The following is a 14,813-nucleotide window of genomic DNA, read 5'->3' on the forward strand; positions in this document are numbered from 1 at the left end:
CGGTCGGCCGGGCGGGGGTCTACTTCTTGCGGTGGTCGAGCAACTGCTCCCGCAACACCGTGAGCTGGTGCGACGTCTCCACGGCGAGCCCTTCGTCCAGCGTCGTCATCGCCAGCAGCAGGGCGTCCGCCACCACGAGCCCCGTCAGGGCCTCCGCGGTGATCCCCGTGGGGGTGTGCGGGGCGGTGAGCACCGCGTCGACCCGCTCCCCGTACCGCTCGGCCAGCTCGTCCGTGACGAGGACGACCCGTGCGCCCACCGCCCGCGCCCGGTCGATGAGCACCGTCAACTCGGGGAGATCGCGGCCCGGTTGGAAGATGACGACCGCGTCGCCCTGGCGCAGTCGCAGCAGATGGTCCGCGAGAGCGAAGCCCGTGGCGCCGACGTACTGGGCCCGGCGTCCGATCCGGCCGAGCGCCAACGTCAGGTGCCGCGCGGCGAGTTCGGAGGCGGCGACCCCGTAGCAGTGGATCTCGCCGGCCTCCGCCAGGCAGCCCACCGCCGCCCGCAGCGCCTCGCCGGGCGTCAGTCGCCGCGCGTGCTCGATGCGCTCCGCCGCCTCGTCGAACACCTCGCCCCAGATCGCGTCCAGGTCGCGGCCGACATGGTCGATGCGCTGCTTGAGCCGCACCTCGGGAGCCACCGCGGACGTGAGGTCCGAGGCCAGCTCCCGCTTGAGCGCGGGCAGCCCCGCGTAGCCGAGCCGCTGCAGGGTCCGCACCACGCTCGCGTTGCTGGTGCCGCTCGCCGTCCCCAACTCCTGCGCGGAGGCGAACAGGAGGGACTCGGCGGGCGCGCTCACCAGGTACTGGGCCACGGCCCGCTCGGACGCGGACAGCTCGTCCCAGTGCTCGCGCACGGCGCCGCGCAGCCTGCCGACCCCATCGGTAATTTCCATTACAGCTATTGACTCTCGTGTGATGGCCGTTACTCTCCTGGGCAACGCATTCCAAGTGGAGAGCATCTCGTAATCGACGTTACAGCACGGTTGCGGGAGGCGGACCCCTCCGGGCCCGCACGCACCCTCTCCGTGGCGAGGAGAACCATGGCACCCCGCACCACCGCACCCCGCACCCTCCCGGTCATCGACATCAGCGGCGCCCCCCTGGACCGCGGCCGCCAGTACGGCGAGGCCGTCCGGCCCCAACTGCACGCCGCCATCGGCTACTACGAGCAGGCCTTCGGTCAGTCGGCCGGTCTCACCTGGGACCGGGTCACCGCCCGTGCCGCCCGCTGGCTGGAGCCGGTGCGCGCCTACGCCCCCGAACTCCTCGACGAGATGCGGGGGATCGCCGACGGCGCGGGTGTCGACGTGCTCGACGTCCTCGCGCTCAACGCCCGCGGCGAGGTCATCTACGACCGCTCGTTCAAGGACATGGCGGCCGAGCGCGAGGAGGAACCCGCCGAGGGCTGCACCTCCTTCGCCGCCTTCGGCGAGGCCAGCGGCGACGGCCACGTCTGGGCGGGACAGAACTGGGACTGGCGGGCGGGCGTCGCCGACACCGTCGTCATGATCCGGATCAGCCAGCCGCCCAAGCCCACCGTGATCATGCAGGTGGAGGCGGGCCAGATCGGCCGCCAGGGCGCCAACTCCGCCGGAATCGCCCTCAACGCCAACGGCCTCGGCGGCCGCTTCAACGACGCGATCGGCCTCCCGCAGACGGTCGTGCGCCGCAGCGTCCTCGACACGCACACCGTCACCGACGCCCTCGAGGTGCTGTGCCGCACCCGCGCCCACATCGCCAGCAACGCCCTGCTGACCTGCCGCGAGGGCTTCGCCGTCGACCTGGAGACGACACCCGCGGGCATCGGCTGGATGTATCCGACCAACGGCCTGCTCGTGCACGGCAACCACTACCAGGCGGGCGTCCCCGCGGCCCTCGCCGCCGACTACCGGCCGATGTCCTCCGACTCCCTGGTCCGCGTCCCGCGCGCCGAACAGGGCCTCGCCGCGCTGCGGGGCTCCGGCGGCCCCGACGAGTCCCGCAAGCTGATCAAGGAGGCGATGTCGGACCACCTGGGCCTGCCCGAGTCCCTGTGCACCCACCCCGACGCCCGCAAGCCGGAGGTCAAGCACTGGATGACGCTCGTCTCGTCCTGCGTCGACCTGACCAGCGGCGACTACCACGTCACCGCGGGCACCCCCTGCGACCGCGACTACCAGCACCTGCCCTGGAACCTCTACGACGGCCCGTACGGAGACGCCCGATGAGACGCCCGATGAGACTGCCCGTGGCGACGACCACGTCCCGAAGAGTGCCGGCCGCGGCCCTGCTCGCCACGGCCACCCTCCTCGTCACCACCGCCTGCGCGGGCGCCGACCGCCCCGAGGGCGAGGGCGGCGGCACCCCGGCCGCCGACCTGAAGCTGGACGCCACGACCCCTGCCGCCAAAGGCCCGGTGAAGAAGGCGAACTGGCTCCTGGAGGACGAGCCGGACTCCCTCGACCTGGACGCGCAGGGCGGCAGCGCGGGCCGCGTCGTCCTCACCAACGTCTGCGAGCGGCTCTACCAGCTCCAGCCGGACATGACAACGAAGCCGCAGCTCGCCGAGGAGTCCGAGACCTCCGACGGCGGCCGGAAGCTGACCTTCACCGTCCGCGAAGGCGTCACGTTCCACGACGGCACGAAGCTGACCGCCGACGACGTGCTGTGGTCGCTGAAGCGGCACGCCTCCAAGGACATGGAGCAGTCCGACGAGTTCGAGAACGTCACCTCGATGAAGAAGACGGCGCCGCACCGCGTCACCGTCACCTTCAAGGAACCCGACGCCATGTTCCTCAAGGCGATGGCCGGTGACGCGGGCATCGTCTGGAACCGGAAGCAAGTCACCGAGTCCGGAAAGGAGTTCGGCACACCGGGACAGCCGGACGCCTGCTCGGGACCGTACGAACTCGCCCGCTGGAAGTCCGGCGACTCGATCACCCTCCGCGCCTACGACGACTACTGGGGCAAGAAGCCCCTCACCCGCGAGGTCGTCTTCCGCTGGGCCTCCGACAGTGCCCTGGTCAACGCCCTCAAGACGGGCGCGGCCGACGGCGCGTACGCCGAGTCCCCGAACACGGCGGCGGCGCTGCGCGCGGACAAGGACCTCGCGCAGTACTACGGCCCCTCCACCGCATCCCTCGCCCTCATCCCCACCGACCGCGGCGGCCTCACCGACCCGAGGATCCGCCGCGCGCTCTCGCTCTCCCTCGACCGCACGGGCATCGCCGACTCCGGCTACGGCGGCCTCGTGCAGCCGTGGGCGTCGCCGGTCGGCTCGGGCGCCTGGGGCTACGAGAAGGCCGCATTCGCCGCCGCACAGCAGAAGTTGGACCCGCTCGCCCCCGCCTCGCCCAGCGCCTCCGACATCGCCCGCGCCAAGAAGCTCGTCAAGGAGGCAGGCGCCCCCACAGACCCCGTCGTCATCGGCACCGACGCCAGCCAGGGCCGCACCGTCATAGCCAACGCCACCCGCGCCGCCCTGCAGCGCGTCGGCATCCGCGCGGAGATCAAGACCGTGCCGACCGCCCAGTTCGAGGAGTTCTACAGCGACCCGACGGCCCGCGCCGACATCGACGTACTTGTGGGCGACTGGTACATCTCCAAGGCCGACCCCATGGGCTTCTACGACAACGGCCTCTCCGACTCCCCGAACAACTGGGTCGGCTTCAAGGACGCCACGTACGACCGGCAGGTGAAGCAGGCCCTCGGCACCCTCGACGACGCGGCCCGCGCGAAGCTCGCCACCACCGTCCAGCGCACCTTCGTCGAGAACGCCGTGTGGATCCCCGTGGCCCAGGTCCCCACGATCCTCGTCCTGAACAAGAAGCTGACAGGGCCGACGGCCTCGCAGTCCTACCTCTACTACCCGTGGGCCGCGGGCCTCGGCGCGCGAAAGGGGCACCAGTGAAGACCCTGCCCCTGCGCGCGGTGGCCCACCTCTCGCGCCGCCTCGCCGGCCTGGTCGCGACCCTCGTCGCCGCCTCGTTCGTCATCTTCGCCGCCGTGTACGCGGCGCCCGGCGACCCCGCCGTCTTCCTCGCGGGCGGCCGCGACAAGCTGACCCCCGAACGGCTCTCCCAGGTCCGCGCCCAGTACCACCTCGACGAACCGCTCGTCGTCCAGTACGGCCGCTGGCTGTGGGACACCCTCCACCTCGACCTCGGCCGCTCCTTCAAGTACGGCGACCAGGTCGCCGACCTCATCTCCTCCCGCCTCGCCACCACCCTCGAACTCGTCGCGTACGCCACCGTGCTGTACGTGATCCTCGGCGTCGGCGCCGGAATCCTCGCGGCCGTACGGCGCTCCACCTGGGTCGACTCGGCGGTGGTCGGCGGCACGACCCTCGCCGCGTCCGTCCCCTCGTTCGTGGCCGCCATCGCGCTGGTCTCGCTGTTCGGCGTGCAACTCGGCTGGTTCCCGGTGACCGGGTCGGGCGACGGCTTCGCCGGCACCCTGCACCACCTCACCCTGCCCGCCGTCTCCCTCGCCCTCGGCGCGCTCGCCATCATCAGCCGCGTCACCCGGCAGGCCATGGCGGACGCCGCCGCGTCCGACCACGTCGAGGCGGCCCGCGCCTCCGGCGTCCCGGAACGCGACATCGTCCGCCGGCACGTCCTGCGCAACGCGCTCGGCCCCATCGTCACCATGTGCGGCCTCGTCATGGCGGGCATGCTCGCCGGCACGGTCGTCGTCGAGACGGCGTTCGGCATCAGCGGCATCGGCTCCCTGCTCGTCAACGCCATCAACACCCACGACTTCCCGGTCGCCCAGGCCGTCCTGCTGCTGATGGTCACGGGATACGTGGTCGTGACGACGCTCGTCGACCTGGCCCACCCCCTCCTCGACCCGAGAGTGAAGGAGGCCCACGCATGACGGCGGCCCTCACCCTGACCCCGGTCAGGACCACCCGGCGCCCCCTCGGCGTCACCCTCGCCGCGGCGGTGCTCGCACTCGTCGTGGTGGCGGCCCTCGCCGCACCCCTGCTCGCGCCCTACGCACCCGACGCCATCGACCTCTCCGCCTCCCTCGTCGGCACCGGCGCCGAGCACCTCCTCGGCACCGACTCCTCCGGCCAGGACCTGCTGTCCCGCGTGCTCTACGGGGCGCGGTCCAGCCTCGTCGCACCGGTCGCGCTGCTCGCGGTCGCGGCGGCGCTCGGGGTGACGCTCGGGGTGCTCGCGGCGTGGCGCGGCGGCTGGGTGGACACGCTGGTCTCACGGCTCACGGACGTGATGTACGCGTTCCCGGGGCTGCTGTTCACGGTCCTGATCATCGCCGTGTTCGGCGCGGGCATGACGACGGCGATCCTCGCCCTCGGCCTCGCCTTCACCCCGACCATCGCCAAGTACACCCGCTCCCTCGCCCTGTCCGAGGCCCGCAAGCCGTACGTCGACGCGTACCGGGTGCAGGGCATGGGCGGCGCCCGGATCTGCGCGCTGCACCTGGTCCCCAACCTGGGCCGGTCCGTCCTCGGCTACCTGGTCGTCCTCTTCGGCGAGGCCCTGATGTCCCTCGCGACCCTCTCCTACCTGGGCTTCGGCGCCCAACCGCCGTCCTCCGACTGGGGCCTGATGGTCCAGGAGGGCCAGGCCGCGATCGTCCAGGGCGCGCTCCTGCCCGCCCTCGTCCCCGGCACGGCCATCGCCCTGGTCGTCGTCTCCTTCAACGTCGTCGGGGTCTGGGCCGCCGACCGCCTCGGAAGGCAGAACTGATGACCACGACCACGAAGACGCTGCTCTCGATCGAGGACCTCACGGTCACCGTCCCCGGCGCCGCCCGCCCCCTCCTGGACTCTGTCTCCCTGAACGTCGCCGAGGGCGAGGTCGTCGGTCTCGTGGGGGAGTCGGGATCGGGCAAGTCCACGACGGCGAAGGCGGCGCTCGGCCTGCTGCCGGACGGGGCCACGACCACGGGAACGGTCCGGGTCGACGGCGCGGACGTCCTGTCCCTGCGCGGGGAGGAATTGCGAAAGCACAGGTCGGACACGGTCGCGATGATCCACCAGGACCCGCGCGCCGCCCTCAACCCCGTCCGCCGCATCGGCGACTTCCTCACCGAACGCGGCGCGACGAAGGACGAGGCGCTCGACCTGCTCGCCGCGGTCGGCCTGCCCGACCCCGCCCGCCACCTGCGCCAGCGCCCGCACGAACTCTCCGGCGGCATGCTCCAACGCGTCGTCATCGCGGGAGCCCTGGCGGCCCGCCCCCGGCTCCTCCTCGCCGACGAGGCGACCAGCGCGCTCGACGTGACGACCCAGGCGGAGATCCTCACGCAACTCCGCGAGGCCCGCGCGTCCCGCGGCGCCGGCCTCCTCTTCATCACGCACGACCTGCACCTGGCGGCGGCCTACTGCGACCGCGTCCACGTCATGTACGCGGGCCGCGTCGTCGAACACCGCACGGCGGACGCCCTGTTCACCACCCCGGCCCACCCGTACACCCGCGGCCTCCTCACCTGCTCCCCGACCCTGGGCGAGTCCAGCACCCTGGAACCCATCCCCGGCAAACCCCCGTCCCTCTCGGACACCTTCGAGGGCTGCCCGTTCGCGGCCAGGTGCGGGTACGCGGACGAGGAGTGCCACACCTGGCAACCAAAGGCCTACGTATCGGAGGGCGCAACGGTGGAGTGCCGCCGCACCGCCTTGGGCAATCTGCCGCCTTGGGCGGCAGGGTGGGCAAGGCGGCCCCCGGTGCCGCGCAACGAGAAAGAGGGGGCAAGCCCCAAGTGACCACGCAACCACCACTCCTGGAGGTCACCGACCTCCGCAAGACCTACCCGGTCCCCGGTGGCGGCAGCCACACCGCCGCGGACGCCATCACCTTCACCCTCACCCCCGGCGGAGCCCTCGGCATCGTCGGCGAATCCGGCTCAGGCAAGACCACCGTCGCCCGCATGCTGGTGGGCCTCGTCCGCCCCGACCACGGCACGATCAAGGTCGACGGCACCCCGCGGCCCCCGAAACCCCCGCGCGGCAAGGCACCCCGCCTGGCCAGGGCCCGCCAGATCCAGATGGTGTTCCAGGACCCGTACGTCTCCCTGGACCCCCGCCTCACCGCCGAACAGTGCCTGCGCTCCGCCCTGCGGCTGCACGGCCGCGAGGAATCCACCGCGTCCGCGCTCCTCGACCAGGTGGGCCTCGGCGCACGCGAGGCCACGGCCCTGCCCCGCCACCTCTCCGGCGGCCAGCGCCAACGCCTGGCCATCGCCCGCGCGCTGGCCGTCGACCCCCGCATCCTGGTCCTCGACGAGGCCGTCGCCGCGCTCGACGTGTCCATCCAGGCGCAGATCCTGCGGCTCCTCGACGAGATCCGCCGGGACACCGCGGTGGCCCTGGTCTTCGTCAGCCACGACCTCGCGGTCGTCCAGCACGTCACGGACGAGGTGCTGGTGATGCGGCGGGGCAGGGTGGTCGAGCAGGGGCCCACGCACCGCGTCCTGGGCGAGCCCACCGACCCGTACACAAAGCTGCTGCTCGCCTCGGTGCCGGGCCGGGGCTGGGACCCGGCGGACGCCGTCGCGGCCCGCGCCGCACTCACGTAGAAACTCACGTAGAAAAGGGCAAAAGGCAGGAGCCCCGCTGCCATAAGGCGCGGGGCTCCTTGGGTACTGCACTAGGTTCCGGATCAGATCACGGCAACCACCGTGTGATCACGAAGGGATCAGACGGGGGTGACGTTCTCCGCCTGCGGGCCCTTCGGGCCCTGCGTGACGTCGAAGGACACGGCCTGGTTCTCCTCGAGGGAGCGGAAGCCGCTTGCGTTGATCGCGGAGTAGTGGACGAAAACGTCCGGGCCGCCGCCTTCCTGGGCGATGAAGCCAAAGCCCTTTTCAGCGTTGAACCACTTCACGGTTCCGGTAGCCATAAGCCCTCCCATGGGCCAAAGGGTTGCCCTGCTCCAGAACCTGCAAATGCGCTTGCGAACAACTGCAAAAGTCTGAAAACGACGAGAGCCCGCGGTCACATGCTCCGCAGGCTCTGTACTGCAAGGGAAACCAAACTGCAACTTGCGGCGAGCCTAGCACGCAGGCAGCGGAATGCAATAGAGGGCAAGATCACGTCACCCTCAGGTTTGATCGGGGCGCCGCGAGGGTTGACCCAAGGGCGTGCCGGACCCGGAGCCCGCACCGTACCGCATGGGGTTTAGTCTCGCGATGTGGACAATTCTCCCGAGACCCTGAAGGCCGCGCGGCGCACCCGTCCGCGAGTGGGCCACATCCAGTTCCTGAACTGCATGCCCCTGTACTGGGGACTTGCCAGGACGGGCTCGCTCCTGGACTTCGAGCTGACGAAGGACACGCCGGAGAAACTGAGCGAGCAGCTGGTGAACGGCGACCTCGACATCGGTCCCATCACCCTCGTCGAGTTCCTCAAGGCGGCCGACGACCTCGTCGCGTTCCCGAACCTCGCCGTGGGCTGCGACGGCCCGGTGATGTCCTGCGTGATCGTCTCGCAGGTCCCCCTCGACCAGCTGGACGGCCGGCGTGTCGCCCTCGGGTCCACCTCCCGCACGTCGGTGCGGCTCGCGCAGCTGCTCCTGTCCGAGCGTTTCGGCGTCCAGCCCGACTACTACACGTGCCCGCCCGACCTGGGCCTGATGATGCAGGACGCGGAGGCGGCCGTGCTCATCGGGGACGCGGCGCTGCGGGCCAATCTGCACGACGCCCCGCGGCTCGGCCTGGAGGTGCACGACCTGGGCGCGCTGTGGAAGGAGTGGACGGGGCTTCCGTTCGTCTTCGCGGTGTGGGCGGCGCGCAAGGAGTACGTGGAGCGCGAACCGCAGATCACGCAGAAGGTGCACGAGGCGTTCCTGGCCTCGCGCGATCTGTCCCTCGAAGAGGTCGCCAAGGTCGCCGAGCAGGCGGCGCGCTGGGAGGTCTTCGACGAGAAGGTCCTGGAGGAGTACTTCACGACGCTCGACTTCCGCTTCGGGTCCGCGCAGCTGGAAGGCGTCACGGAGTTCGCGCGGCGGGTCGGCCCGACGACGGGATTTCCCGCGGATGTACGGGTCGAGCTGCTGATGTCGTGAATTCCCCTGTACGCGCCGTGGCCCGTGGGGCGCGGTGTTCTCCGGCGCGGGATTCCCGGAACCTTGTACGGGAATTCCGCACCTGAGGGGTGAATTCGGCATGAATTCACAGTGATCCGCCCCGCGCTTCCGTGTGCTCCCGATGCGTTCCGTATGTGTTCCCGGTGCGTTCCCGGTGCGTTCCCGGTGCGTTCCGGATGTGCTCCGGTGCGATCGAGAGGCATGTGCGCGGGTGAGGCGCGGGGCTACGCTGCTGGTGCGTGCGTGCACACGGGGGAGGTCCGCATCATGCAGCCGCTTCAGACCGGCGAACCCACGGCCGTGGGGCCCTACCGGTTGCTCGGCAGGATCGGTTCGGGCGGCATGGGCCGGGTCTATCTGGGCCGCAGCGCCGGAGGACGCACCGTCGCCGTGAAGATCGTGCACCCGCACTTCGCGCTCGACGACGAATTCCGGGCGCGTTTCAAGCGCGAGGTGGAGGCGGCCCGCAGGGTCGGCGGGGCCTGGACGGCGCCGGTGCTCGACGCCGACCCGGACGCCGAGGTGCCGTGGGTGGCGACGGGATACGTCGCGGGCCCCTCCCTGGCCCAGGCCGCGGGCGAGGGCACCGGCCTGCCCGAGCATTCCGTACGGGTCCTGGGCGCGGGACTCGCCGAGGCGCTCGCCGCCGTGCACGGCCTGGGGCTCGTGCACCGCGACGTCAAGCCGTCGAACGTGCTGCTGACCCTCGACGGGCCGCGGCTCATCGACTTCGGCATCGCCCGCGCCACCGACGGAACGGCCTCGCTCACCTCCACCGGCGTCTCCATCGGCTCGCCCGGCTACATGTCGCCCGAGCAGATCCTCGGCAAGAGCGTCACGGGCGCCGCCGACGTCTTCTCCCTCGGCGCGGTCCTCGTGTACGCGGGCCAGGGGTCGTCCCCCTTCCCCGGTGACTCGTCGGCCGCGCTGCTCTACAAGGTCGTCCACGAGGAGCCCGAACTCGGCTCGCTGACCGGGGAGCTGCGGGAGGTCGTCGCGGCCTGCCTCGCGAAGGACCCGGCCGCGCGCCCCGCTCCCGAGGAGATCGCCCGGCGCCTCGCCCCGGACGGCGCGGCGCGGCTCGTCCGGGCGGGGTGGCTCCCGGGCCCGATGGTGGAGGAGGTCTCGCGGGGCGCGGTGCGGCTCCTGGACCTGGAGGGCGCGCCGGCCGAATTCCCGCATACGGGGCCGCCCTCGGCCGACGTCCCGCACTCCGGGCCCCTGGCCGACGTCCCACACTCGGGGCCCATGGACTTCAGCAGCCCCGCCGTCGCCGGGAGTTCGCGGCCCGCGGGCGTCTTCGGGCCGCCGGACCCCTCGTACGCGCCCGTGCCCACGCCCCGTACGGAAGGGCCGCCCACCGAGGTGCCGAAGCAGGACGCCGCGCCGGGGCGCCTGTCGGTGTCCGTGACGGCGAACTCGACGCCCGACAAGCCGAACGGCCGGGGCCGCCGCGTCAGTTGCACGGTGGCGCTGACCGTGGCCGGCGCGTTCGCGGCGGTGACCGTCGGGGGTACGGTCCTGTTCAACGTACTGCCGGGCGGGGGCGGAGGCAGTGACCAGGGCAGCGCGAGCGATGCCGGGCCCGCCTCGTCCGCCGCGCCGAAGGCGCCGGGCGTGCCGAAGTTCTACCTGGGTGCGTGGGACGGGCCCGCGAGGCAGGCGGGGGTCTCCTTCGGCACGTTCCGCGTCGACCTGAAGCAGGCCAAGACCGGCAAGCAGGTCGGCAAGGTGACGTCGACGGACCCGCTGGGCATCCAGTGCGTCGACGTACTGACCCTGAAATCCGTGAACGGCAAGGCGCTGGTCGCCGACGGCAGGGCCGCCCCCGGCAACCCGGGCACCTGCGCGAAGGGCCCGCACACCGTGCGCCTCACCCGGTCCGGCGCGTCCCTCAAGTACACCTCGCACTACCCGGCCGCGGGCAATCCCACGGCGGACCTGGACCGGGTCAAGAGCGGCTGAGGTAGAGGGGGGGAGGGGAGGCGTGGTGCAAGGGGGACCGCTGATCGCCACCGAGGCCGGTGCGCCTCTCGTGCTGGTCGTGCTCGCCGCGCTGTGGGGCGCGGCCTGCGGGCTGCTCCTGCCGCGGCCCGCCTACCGGCTGTCCGTCGAACCGGGAGAGCCGTGGCGCCCGGCCCGCGGCTGGCTGGGGCGGAGGCCGGGGCCCCGGGCCGCCGGGCTCGCCGCCGTCACCGCGCTCGTCTGCGCGCTGCTCGCCACCGCCACCGGCACCCGCCCCGAACTGGGCGCCTGGCTGCTGATCGCGCCGCTCGGCGTGCTCCTGGCCACCGTCGACTTCGCGGTGAAGCGGCTGCCCGACGTGCTCACGCTGCCGCTCGCCGGGCTCACCGTGCTCGCGCTCGGCGCGGCGGCGCTGCTGCCGGAGGCGGGCGGGGCGTGGAGCGGCGCCCTGTGGGGCGCGCTCGGCCTCGGCGGCGGATACCTGCTGCTGCTCCTCGCCTACCCGAGGGGAATGGGCTTCGGGGACGTGAAGCTCGCGGTGGGCCTCGGCGCGGCGCTCGGCTGGTACGGGTGGGGCGTGCTGTTCCTGGGGGCGTTCGCCGGAGTGCTGTTCAACGGCCTGTACGCCCTGGTCCTCGTCGTGACACGGCGAGCCGGGCGCGGGACCGAGATCCCCTTCGGCCCCTTCATGATTCTGGGCGCCCTCGCGGGGGTTCTGCTGGGCGGCCTGGGGGCCTGACGTACGCTGAGATTTCAGCTCAGACTCGTCGAGATTCCAGCTCGGACTCGTCAGAATCCTCGAAAGGGGCTCGCCCGGTGACCGAGAAGGCCGCGCTTCAGTCCGTCCTCGACCGCGCCGCCGACGGTGGGCGGATCACCCCCGAGGAGGCCGTCGCCCTCTACCGCGACGCCCCGCTGCACGCGCTCGGCGCCGCCGCCGACGCGATCCGCCGCCGCAAGTACGCGGGCATCGAGCACATCGCGACGTACATCATCGAGCGGAACATCAACTACACGAACGTGTGCGTCACGGCGTGCAAGTTCTGCGCCTTCTACGCGGCCCCCAAGGACACCAAGAAGGGCTGGTCGCGCGACCTCGACGACATCCTGCGGCGCTGCGCGGAGACGATCGAGCTCGGCGGCACACAGATCATGTTCCAGGGCGGACACCACCCGGACTACGGCGTCGAGTACTACGAGGAGCACTTCGGGGCCATCAAGAAGGAGTTCCCGCAGCTCGTCATCCACAGCCTGGGTGCGAGCGAGGTCGAGCACATGGCCCGCATCTCCAAGGTGTCGGTCGAGGAGGCGATCCAGCGCATCCACGCCGCCGGTCTCGACTCCTTCGCGGGCGCGGGCGCCGAGCTCCTCCCGGCGCGTCCCCGCAAGGCCATCGCCCCGCTCAAGGAGTCCGGCGAGCGCTGGCTGGAGATCATGGAGACGGCGCACCGCCTAGGCGTCGAGTCGACGTCCACGATGCTCATGGGCACCGGCGAGACCAACGCCGAGCGCATCGAGCACCTGCGCATGATCCGTGACACGCAGGACAAGACGGGCGGCTTCCGCGCCTTCATCCCGTACACGTACCAGCCGGAGAACAACCACCTGAAGGGCCGCACGCAGGCGACGCTCTTCGAGTACCTGCGGATGATCGCGATCGCCCGGATCTTCCTGGACAACGTCCAGCACATCCAGGGCTCCTGGCTGACGACCGGCAAGGAGGTCGGCCAGCTGTCGCTCCACTACGGCGCCGACGACCTCGGCTCGATCATGCTGGAGGAGAACGTGGTCTCCTCGGCCGGTGCCAAGCACCGCTCCAACCGCATGGAGATCATCGAGCTGATCCGCAAGGCCGGTCGCGTCCCCGCGCAGCGCGCCACGACGTACGAGCACCTCGTCGTGCACGACGACCCGGCGAACGACCCGGTCGACGACCGCGTCACCTCGCACATCTCGTCGACCGCGATCGACGGCGGGACGGCTCACCCCGAGCTGAAGCTCGTCTCCACCAACTGAGCCCGCCTTGGCGACACTTCACGTCACCGAGGCGGACGGGGCGGCCGTCCTCGTCGAGGGCGAGACGATCAAGGCGCTCGGCCCGTACGAGGAGCTGGTCGCGGCGCTCGAGTCCCCGTCGCAGGCGCGGGTGCGGCGCTGGCCCGGCATCCTCACCTCTGGGCTTCTCAACCCGTACGGTCCCGAGATCCTCGAGCACACGTACCACCCGGATCCGCGTGAGGCGGACACGTACGGGACGGTGCCGATCGGCGGCGAACGGGCGCGGGAGATCTTCCGCACGGACCCGTCCCGGCTCGGCGCGAGCGCCCGGCGCGGCGTGCAGCGGCTGTTCGCGCACGGGACGGTGGCCCTCGCGGGTGAGCTCCGCTCCAAGGCGGTCCTCGAGGTGGCACGCCGCGCGGGCCTCGCGTTCGGCGCCCGGCCCGACCGGCTGCCGGGGCCGGTGTCGCTGTCCCCGCGGCCCATGGTCCTGCTGCCGCCCCTGACGGTCGGCGGCCCGGCACGCTTCGCGGTCTTCGACGTGGCGGACCGCGCGGAACTGGTGGGCCAGGGGCCGACCACGTGTGTGGCGACGGTGGTCGGTGGGTGGCTGGTATACCGCTCCCACTGACGGCTCCGCCGGGGGACCGGGTGTGTTCTGCCGTACCGGCGTTGCGGTCGCGGGGCTGGGCTGGGTTGGTCTGGTCTTGCCGCACCGGCGTTCTGGTCGCGGGGCTGGGCTGGGTTGGTCTGGTCTTGCCGTACCGGCGTTCTGGTCGCGGGGCTGGTCTTGTCCTGCCGCACCGGCGTTACGGTCGCGGGGCTCTGCCCCGATCCCCGCGCCTCAATCGCCGGCGGGGCTGATCTGGCTGCACTGGTGTTGCTTCCCCCGCCTCAGTCGCCGGCGGGGCTTGAAAGCCCGGGGCTCTGCCTCCCCGGACCCCCTGACTCCTCGGACCCCCTGACTCCTCGGACCCCGCTGGTTCTCGTCCCAGGGCGGCGCTTGATCGTTCCGCCCACCCGCGGGCGTTGGCCCTGTCCTTGCGCGCTTGCCTCCCCCCCCCGTGTCCCGCCTATCTCCCACCCACCCGCCCCCTCCGGGGGCGTCGGCCTCGCGGGGTGGCGCCACCGCCTGAGGGTGATCCGTCGTCAATTGCGGGTCTCTACGCGGGGCGGCGTGGGTTGGCTGCCCCTGCCTCGGGTGTTCGCCGTCAATCGCGGGCTCCTGCCCGGGGCCGTGTGGGCTGCCTCCACCGTGGCATTCCGCCGCCACCGAGACTGCCTGCCTGGTGCCGCGAGGTTGCCCCGCTGACCACGGCCCCCGGGCGCCGCCACTTCCTTGGGCAACCTGCCGCGAGGCCCGCTACCCCGCCGGGGACGACAAAGTCCGCCCCGCCGTGGGCAGTCCGCCGCCCACCACGGGCCCCCGGCCGGGACGGCGAGGGCGGCCCCTCGTCCTGGGCAATCTGCGGTCCGCCACGGATCCCGGCCGGGGCGGTGAGGGCGGCGCCGGCGTTGGGCAATCTGCCGCCCCCGCCCGCAGGTGATGCCCGCATCCCCCCGCCTATCTCCCACCCGCCCGCCCCCTCCGGGGGCGTCGGCGTCGCGGGGTGCCGTGCTGCCTGGGGTAGTTCGCCATCCGCCACGGGTCCTCGCCGGGGACGGCGAGGGCGGTCCCCGCCTTGGGTGATCTGTGGTCCGCCACGGGTCCGGGCCGGGGTGGTGAGGGCGGCGCCGGCGTTGGGCAATCTGCCGCCCCCGCCCGCAGGTGATGCCCGCATCCCCCCGCCTATCTCCCACCCGCCCGCCCCCTCCG

Annotated in this window: 13 protein-coding genes; 11 read left to right on the forward strand and 2 right to left on the reverse strand. The window is 72.1% G+C overall.

Annotated features, from left to right (window positions below; all coding sequences use genetic code 11):
• Window positions 1–19: 19 nt before the first annotated feature.
• Window positions 20–898, reverse strand: coding sequence for a MurR/RpiR family transcriptional regulator (locus ACFV9W_RS05010; protein WP_385755709.1), 879 nt, complete (start codon window positions 896–898; stop codon window positions 20–22).
• Window positions 899–1,045: 147 nt separating this feature from the next.
• On the opposite strand from ACFV9W_RS05010, the gene ACFV9W_RS05015 reads away from it, so the two are divergent.
• From ACFV9W_RS05015 to ACFV9W_RS05040, 6 genes are read left to right on the forward strand one after another with little or no spacing between them, the layout of a single operon-like run.
• On the forward strand, window positions 1,046–2,212 hold the full coding sequence (locus tag ACFV9W_RS05015) for a C45 family autoproteolytic acyltransferase/hydolase (protein WP_385755711.1): 1,167 nt from the start codon (window positions 1,046–1,048) through the stop codon (window positions 2,210–2,212).
• 8 nt (window positions 2,213–2,220) lie between these two features.
• A complete protein-coding gene (locus ACFV9W_RS05020) occupies window positions 2,221–3,894 on the forward strand; it encodes an ABC transporter substrate-binding protein (protein WP_385755713.1) in 1,674 nt (557 codons plus the stop codon).
• Window positions 3,891–4,859 (forward strand): ABC transporter permease, encoded by a 969-nt coding sequence (locus ACFV9W_RS05025; RefSeq protein ID WP_385755715.1) that lies wholly within the window; start codon window positions 3,891–3,893, stop codon window positions 4,857–4,859. The genes ACFV9W_RS05020 and ACFV9W_RS05025 overlap by 4 nt, the downstream gene beginning before the upstream one ends.
• Window positions 4,856–5,698, forward strand: a complete 843-nt coding sequence (locus tag ACFV9W_RS05030; RefSeq protein WP_385755717.1) for an ABC transporter permease — start codon at window positions 4,856–4,858, stop codon at window positions 5,696–5,698. Before ACFV9W_RS05025 ends, ACFV9W_RS05030 begins: the two co-directional genes overlap by 4 nt.
• Complete coding sequence (locus tag ACFV9W_RS05035; protein ID WP_385755718.1) at window positions 5,698–6,714, forward strand: ABC transporter ATP-binding protein; 1,017 nt, start codon at window positions 5,698–5,700, stop codon at window positions 6,712–6,714. Before ACFV9W_RS05030 ends, ACFV9W_RS05035 begins: the two co-directional genes overlap by 1 nt.
• Complete coding sequence (locus tag ACFV9W_RS05040) at window positions 6,711–7,526, forward strand: ABC transporter ATP-binding protein (RefSeq protein ID WP_385755720.1); 816 nt, start codon at window positions 6,711–6,713, stop codon at window positions 7,524–7,526. The genes ACFV9W_RS05035 and ACFV9W_RS05040 overlap by 4 nt, the downstream gene beginning before the upstream one ends.
• Window positions 7,527–7,645: 119 nt before the next feature.
• On the opposite strand, the gene ACFV9W_RS05045 is transcribed toward ACFV9W_RS05040, so the two are convergent.
• A complete protein-coding gene (locus ACFV9W_RS05045) occupies window positions 7,646–7,849 on the reverse strand; it encodes a cold-shock protein (protein WP_003998944.1) in 204 nt (67 codons plus the stop codon).
• A 312-nt stretch (window positions 7,850–8,161) separates the two neighbouring features.
• Here ACFV9W_RS05045 and ACFV9W_RS05050 point away from each other — a divergent pair, with 312 nt between their 5' ends.
• The 5 genes from ACFV9W_RS05050 to ACFV9W_RS05070 all read left to right on the forward strand — a co-directional run bounded on the left by ACFV9W_RS05050 (window position 8,162) and on the right by ACFV9W_RS05070 (window position 13,628).
• Entirely contained in the window at window positions 8,162–9,013 is an 852-nt protein-coding gene (locus ACFV9W_RS05050) for a menaquinone biosynthetic enzyme MqnA/MqnD family protein (protein ID WP_385756039.1), read from the forward strand.
• Window positions 9,014–9,301: 288 nt separating this feature from the next.
• Window positions 9,302–10,999 (forward strand): protein kinase, encoded by a 1,698-nt coding sequence (locus ACFV9W_RS05055; protein WP_385755722.1) that lies wholly within the window; start codon window positions 9,302–9,304, stop codon window positions 10,997–10,999.
• Between the two features lie 25 nt (window positions 11,000–11,024).
• On the forward strand, window positions 11,025–11,738 hold the full coding sequence (locus ACFV9W_RS05060; protein ID WP_385756040.1) for a prepilin peptidase: 714 nt from the start codon (window positions 11,025–11,027) through the stop codon (window positions 11,736–11,738).
• A gap of 77 nt (window positions 11,739–11,815) precedes the next feature.
• Window positions 11,816–13,015 carry a cyclic dehypoxanthinyl futalosine synthase gene (gene mqnC / locus ACFV9W_RS05065; protein WP_385755724.1) on the forward strand — a complete coding sequence of 400 codons (1,200 nt, stop codon included), beginning with the start codon at window positions 11,816–11,818 and terminating at the stop codon, window positions 13,013–13,015.
• Between the two features lie 7 nt (window positions 13,016–13,022).
• The gene (locus ACFV9W_RS05070) at window positions 13,023–13,628 is read left to right on the forward strand and encodes a hypothetical protein (protein WP_385755726.1); all 606 of its coding nucleotides are present in this window, start codon (window positions 13,023–13,025) and stop codon (window positions 13,626–13,628) included.
• The last annotated feature ends 1,185 nt before the right edge of the window (window positions 13,629–14,813 follow it).

This window comes from Streptomyces sp. NPDC059897 (genome assembly GCF_042730865.1).
Lineage (GTDB): Bacteria > Actinomycetota > Actinomycetes > Streptomycetales > Streptomycetaceae > Streptomyces.

Excerpts from the sequence above, each read along its gene's own strand:
- ACFV9W_RS05030 (WP_385755717.1), top strand. The coding sequence starts at position 4,856 with ATGACGGCGGCCCTCACCCTGACCCCGGTCAGGACCACCCGGCGCCCC.
- ACFV9W_RS05015 (WP_385755711.1), top strand. The coding sequence starts at position 1,046 with ATGGCACCCCGCACCACCGCACCCCGCACCCTCCCGGTCATCGACATC.
- ACFV9W_RS05020 (WP_385755713.1), top strand. The coding sequence starts at position 2,221 with ATGAGACTGCCCGTGGCGACGACCACGTCCCGAAGAGTGCCGGCCGCG.
- ACFV9W_RS05045 (WP_003998944.1), bottom strand. The coding sequence starts at position 7,849 with ATGGCTACCGGAACCGTGAAGTGGTTCAACGCTGAAAAGGGCTTTGGC.
- ACFV9W_RS05035 (WP_385755718.1), top strand. The coding sequence starts at position 5,698 with ATGACCACGACCACGAAGACGCTGCTCTCGATCGAGGACCTCACGGTC.
- ACFV9W_RS05010 (WP_385755709.1), bottom strand. The coding sequence starts at position 898 with ATGGAAATTACCGATGGGGTCGGCAGGCTGCGCGGCGCCGTGCGCGAG.
- ACFV9W_RS05055 (WP_385755722.1), top strand. The coding sequence starts at position 9,302 with ATGCAGCCGCTTCAGACCGGCGAACCCACGGCCGTGGGGCCCTACCGG.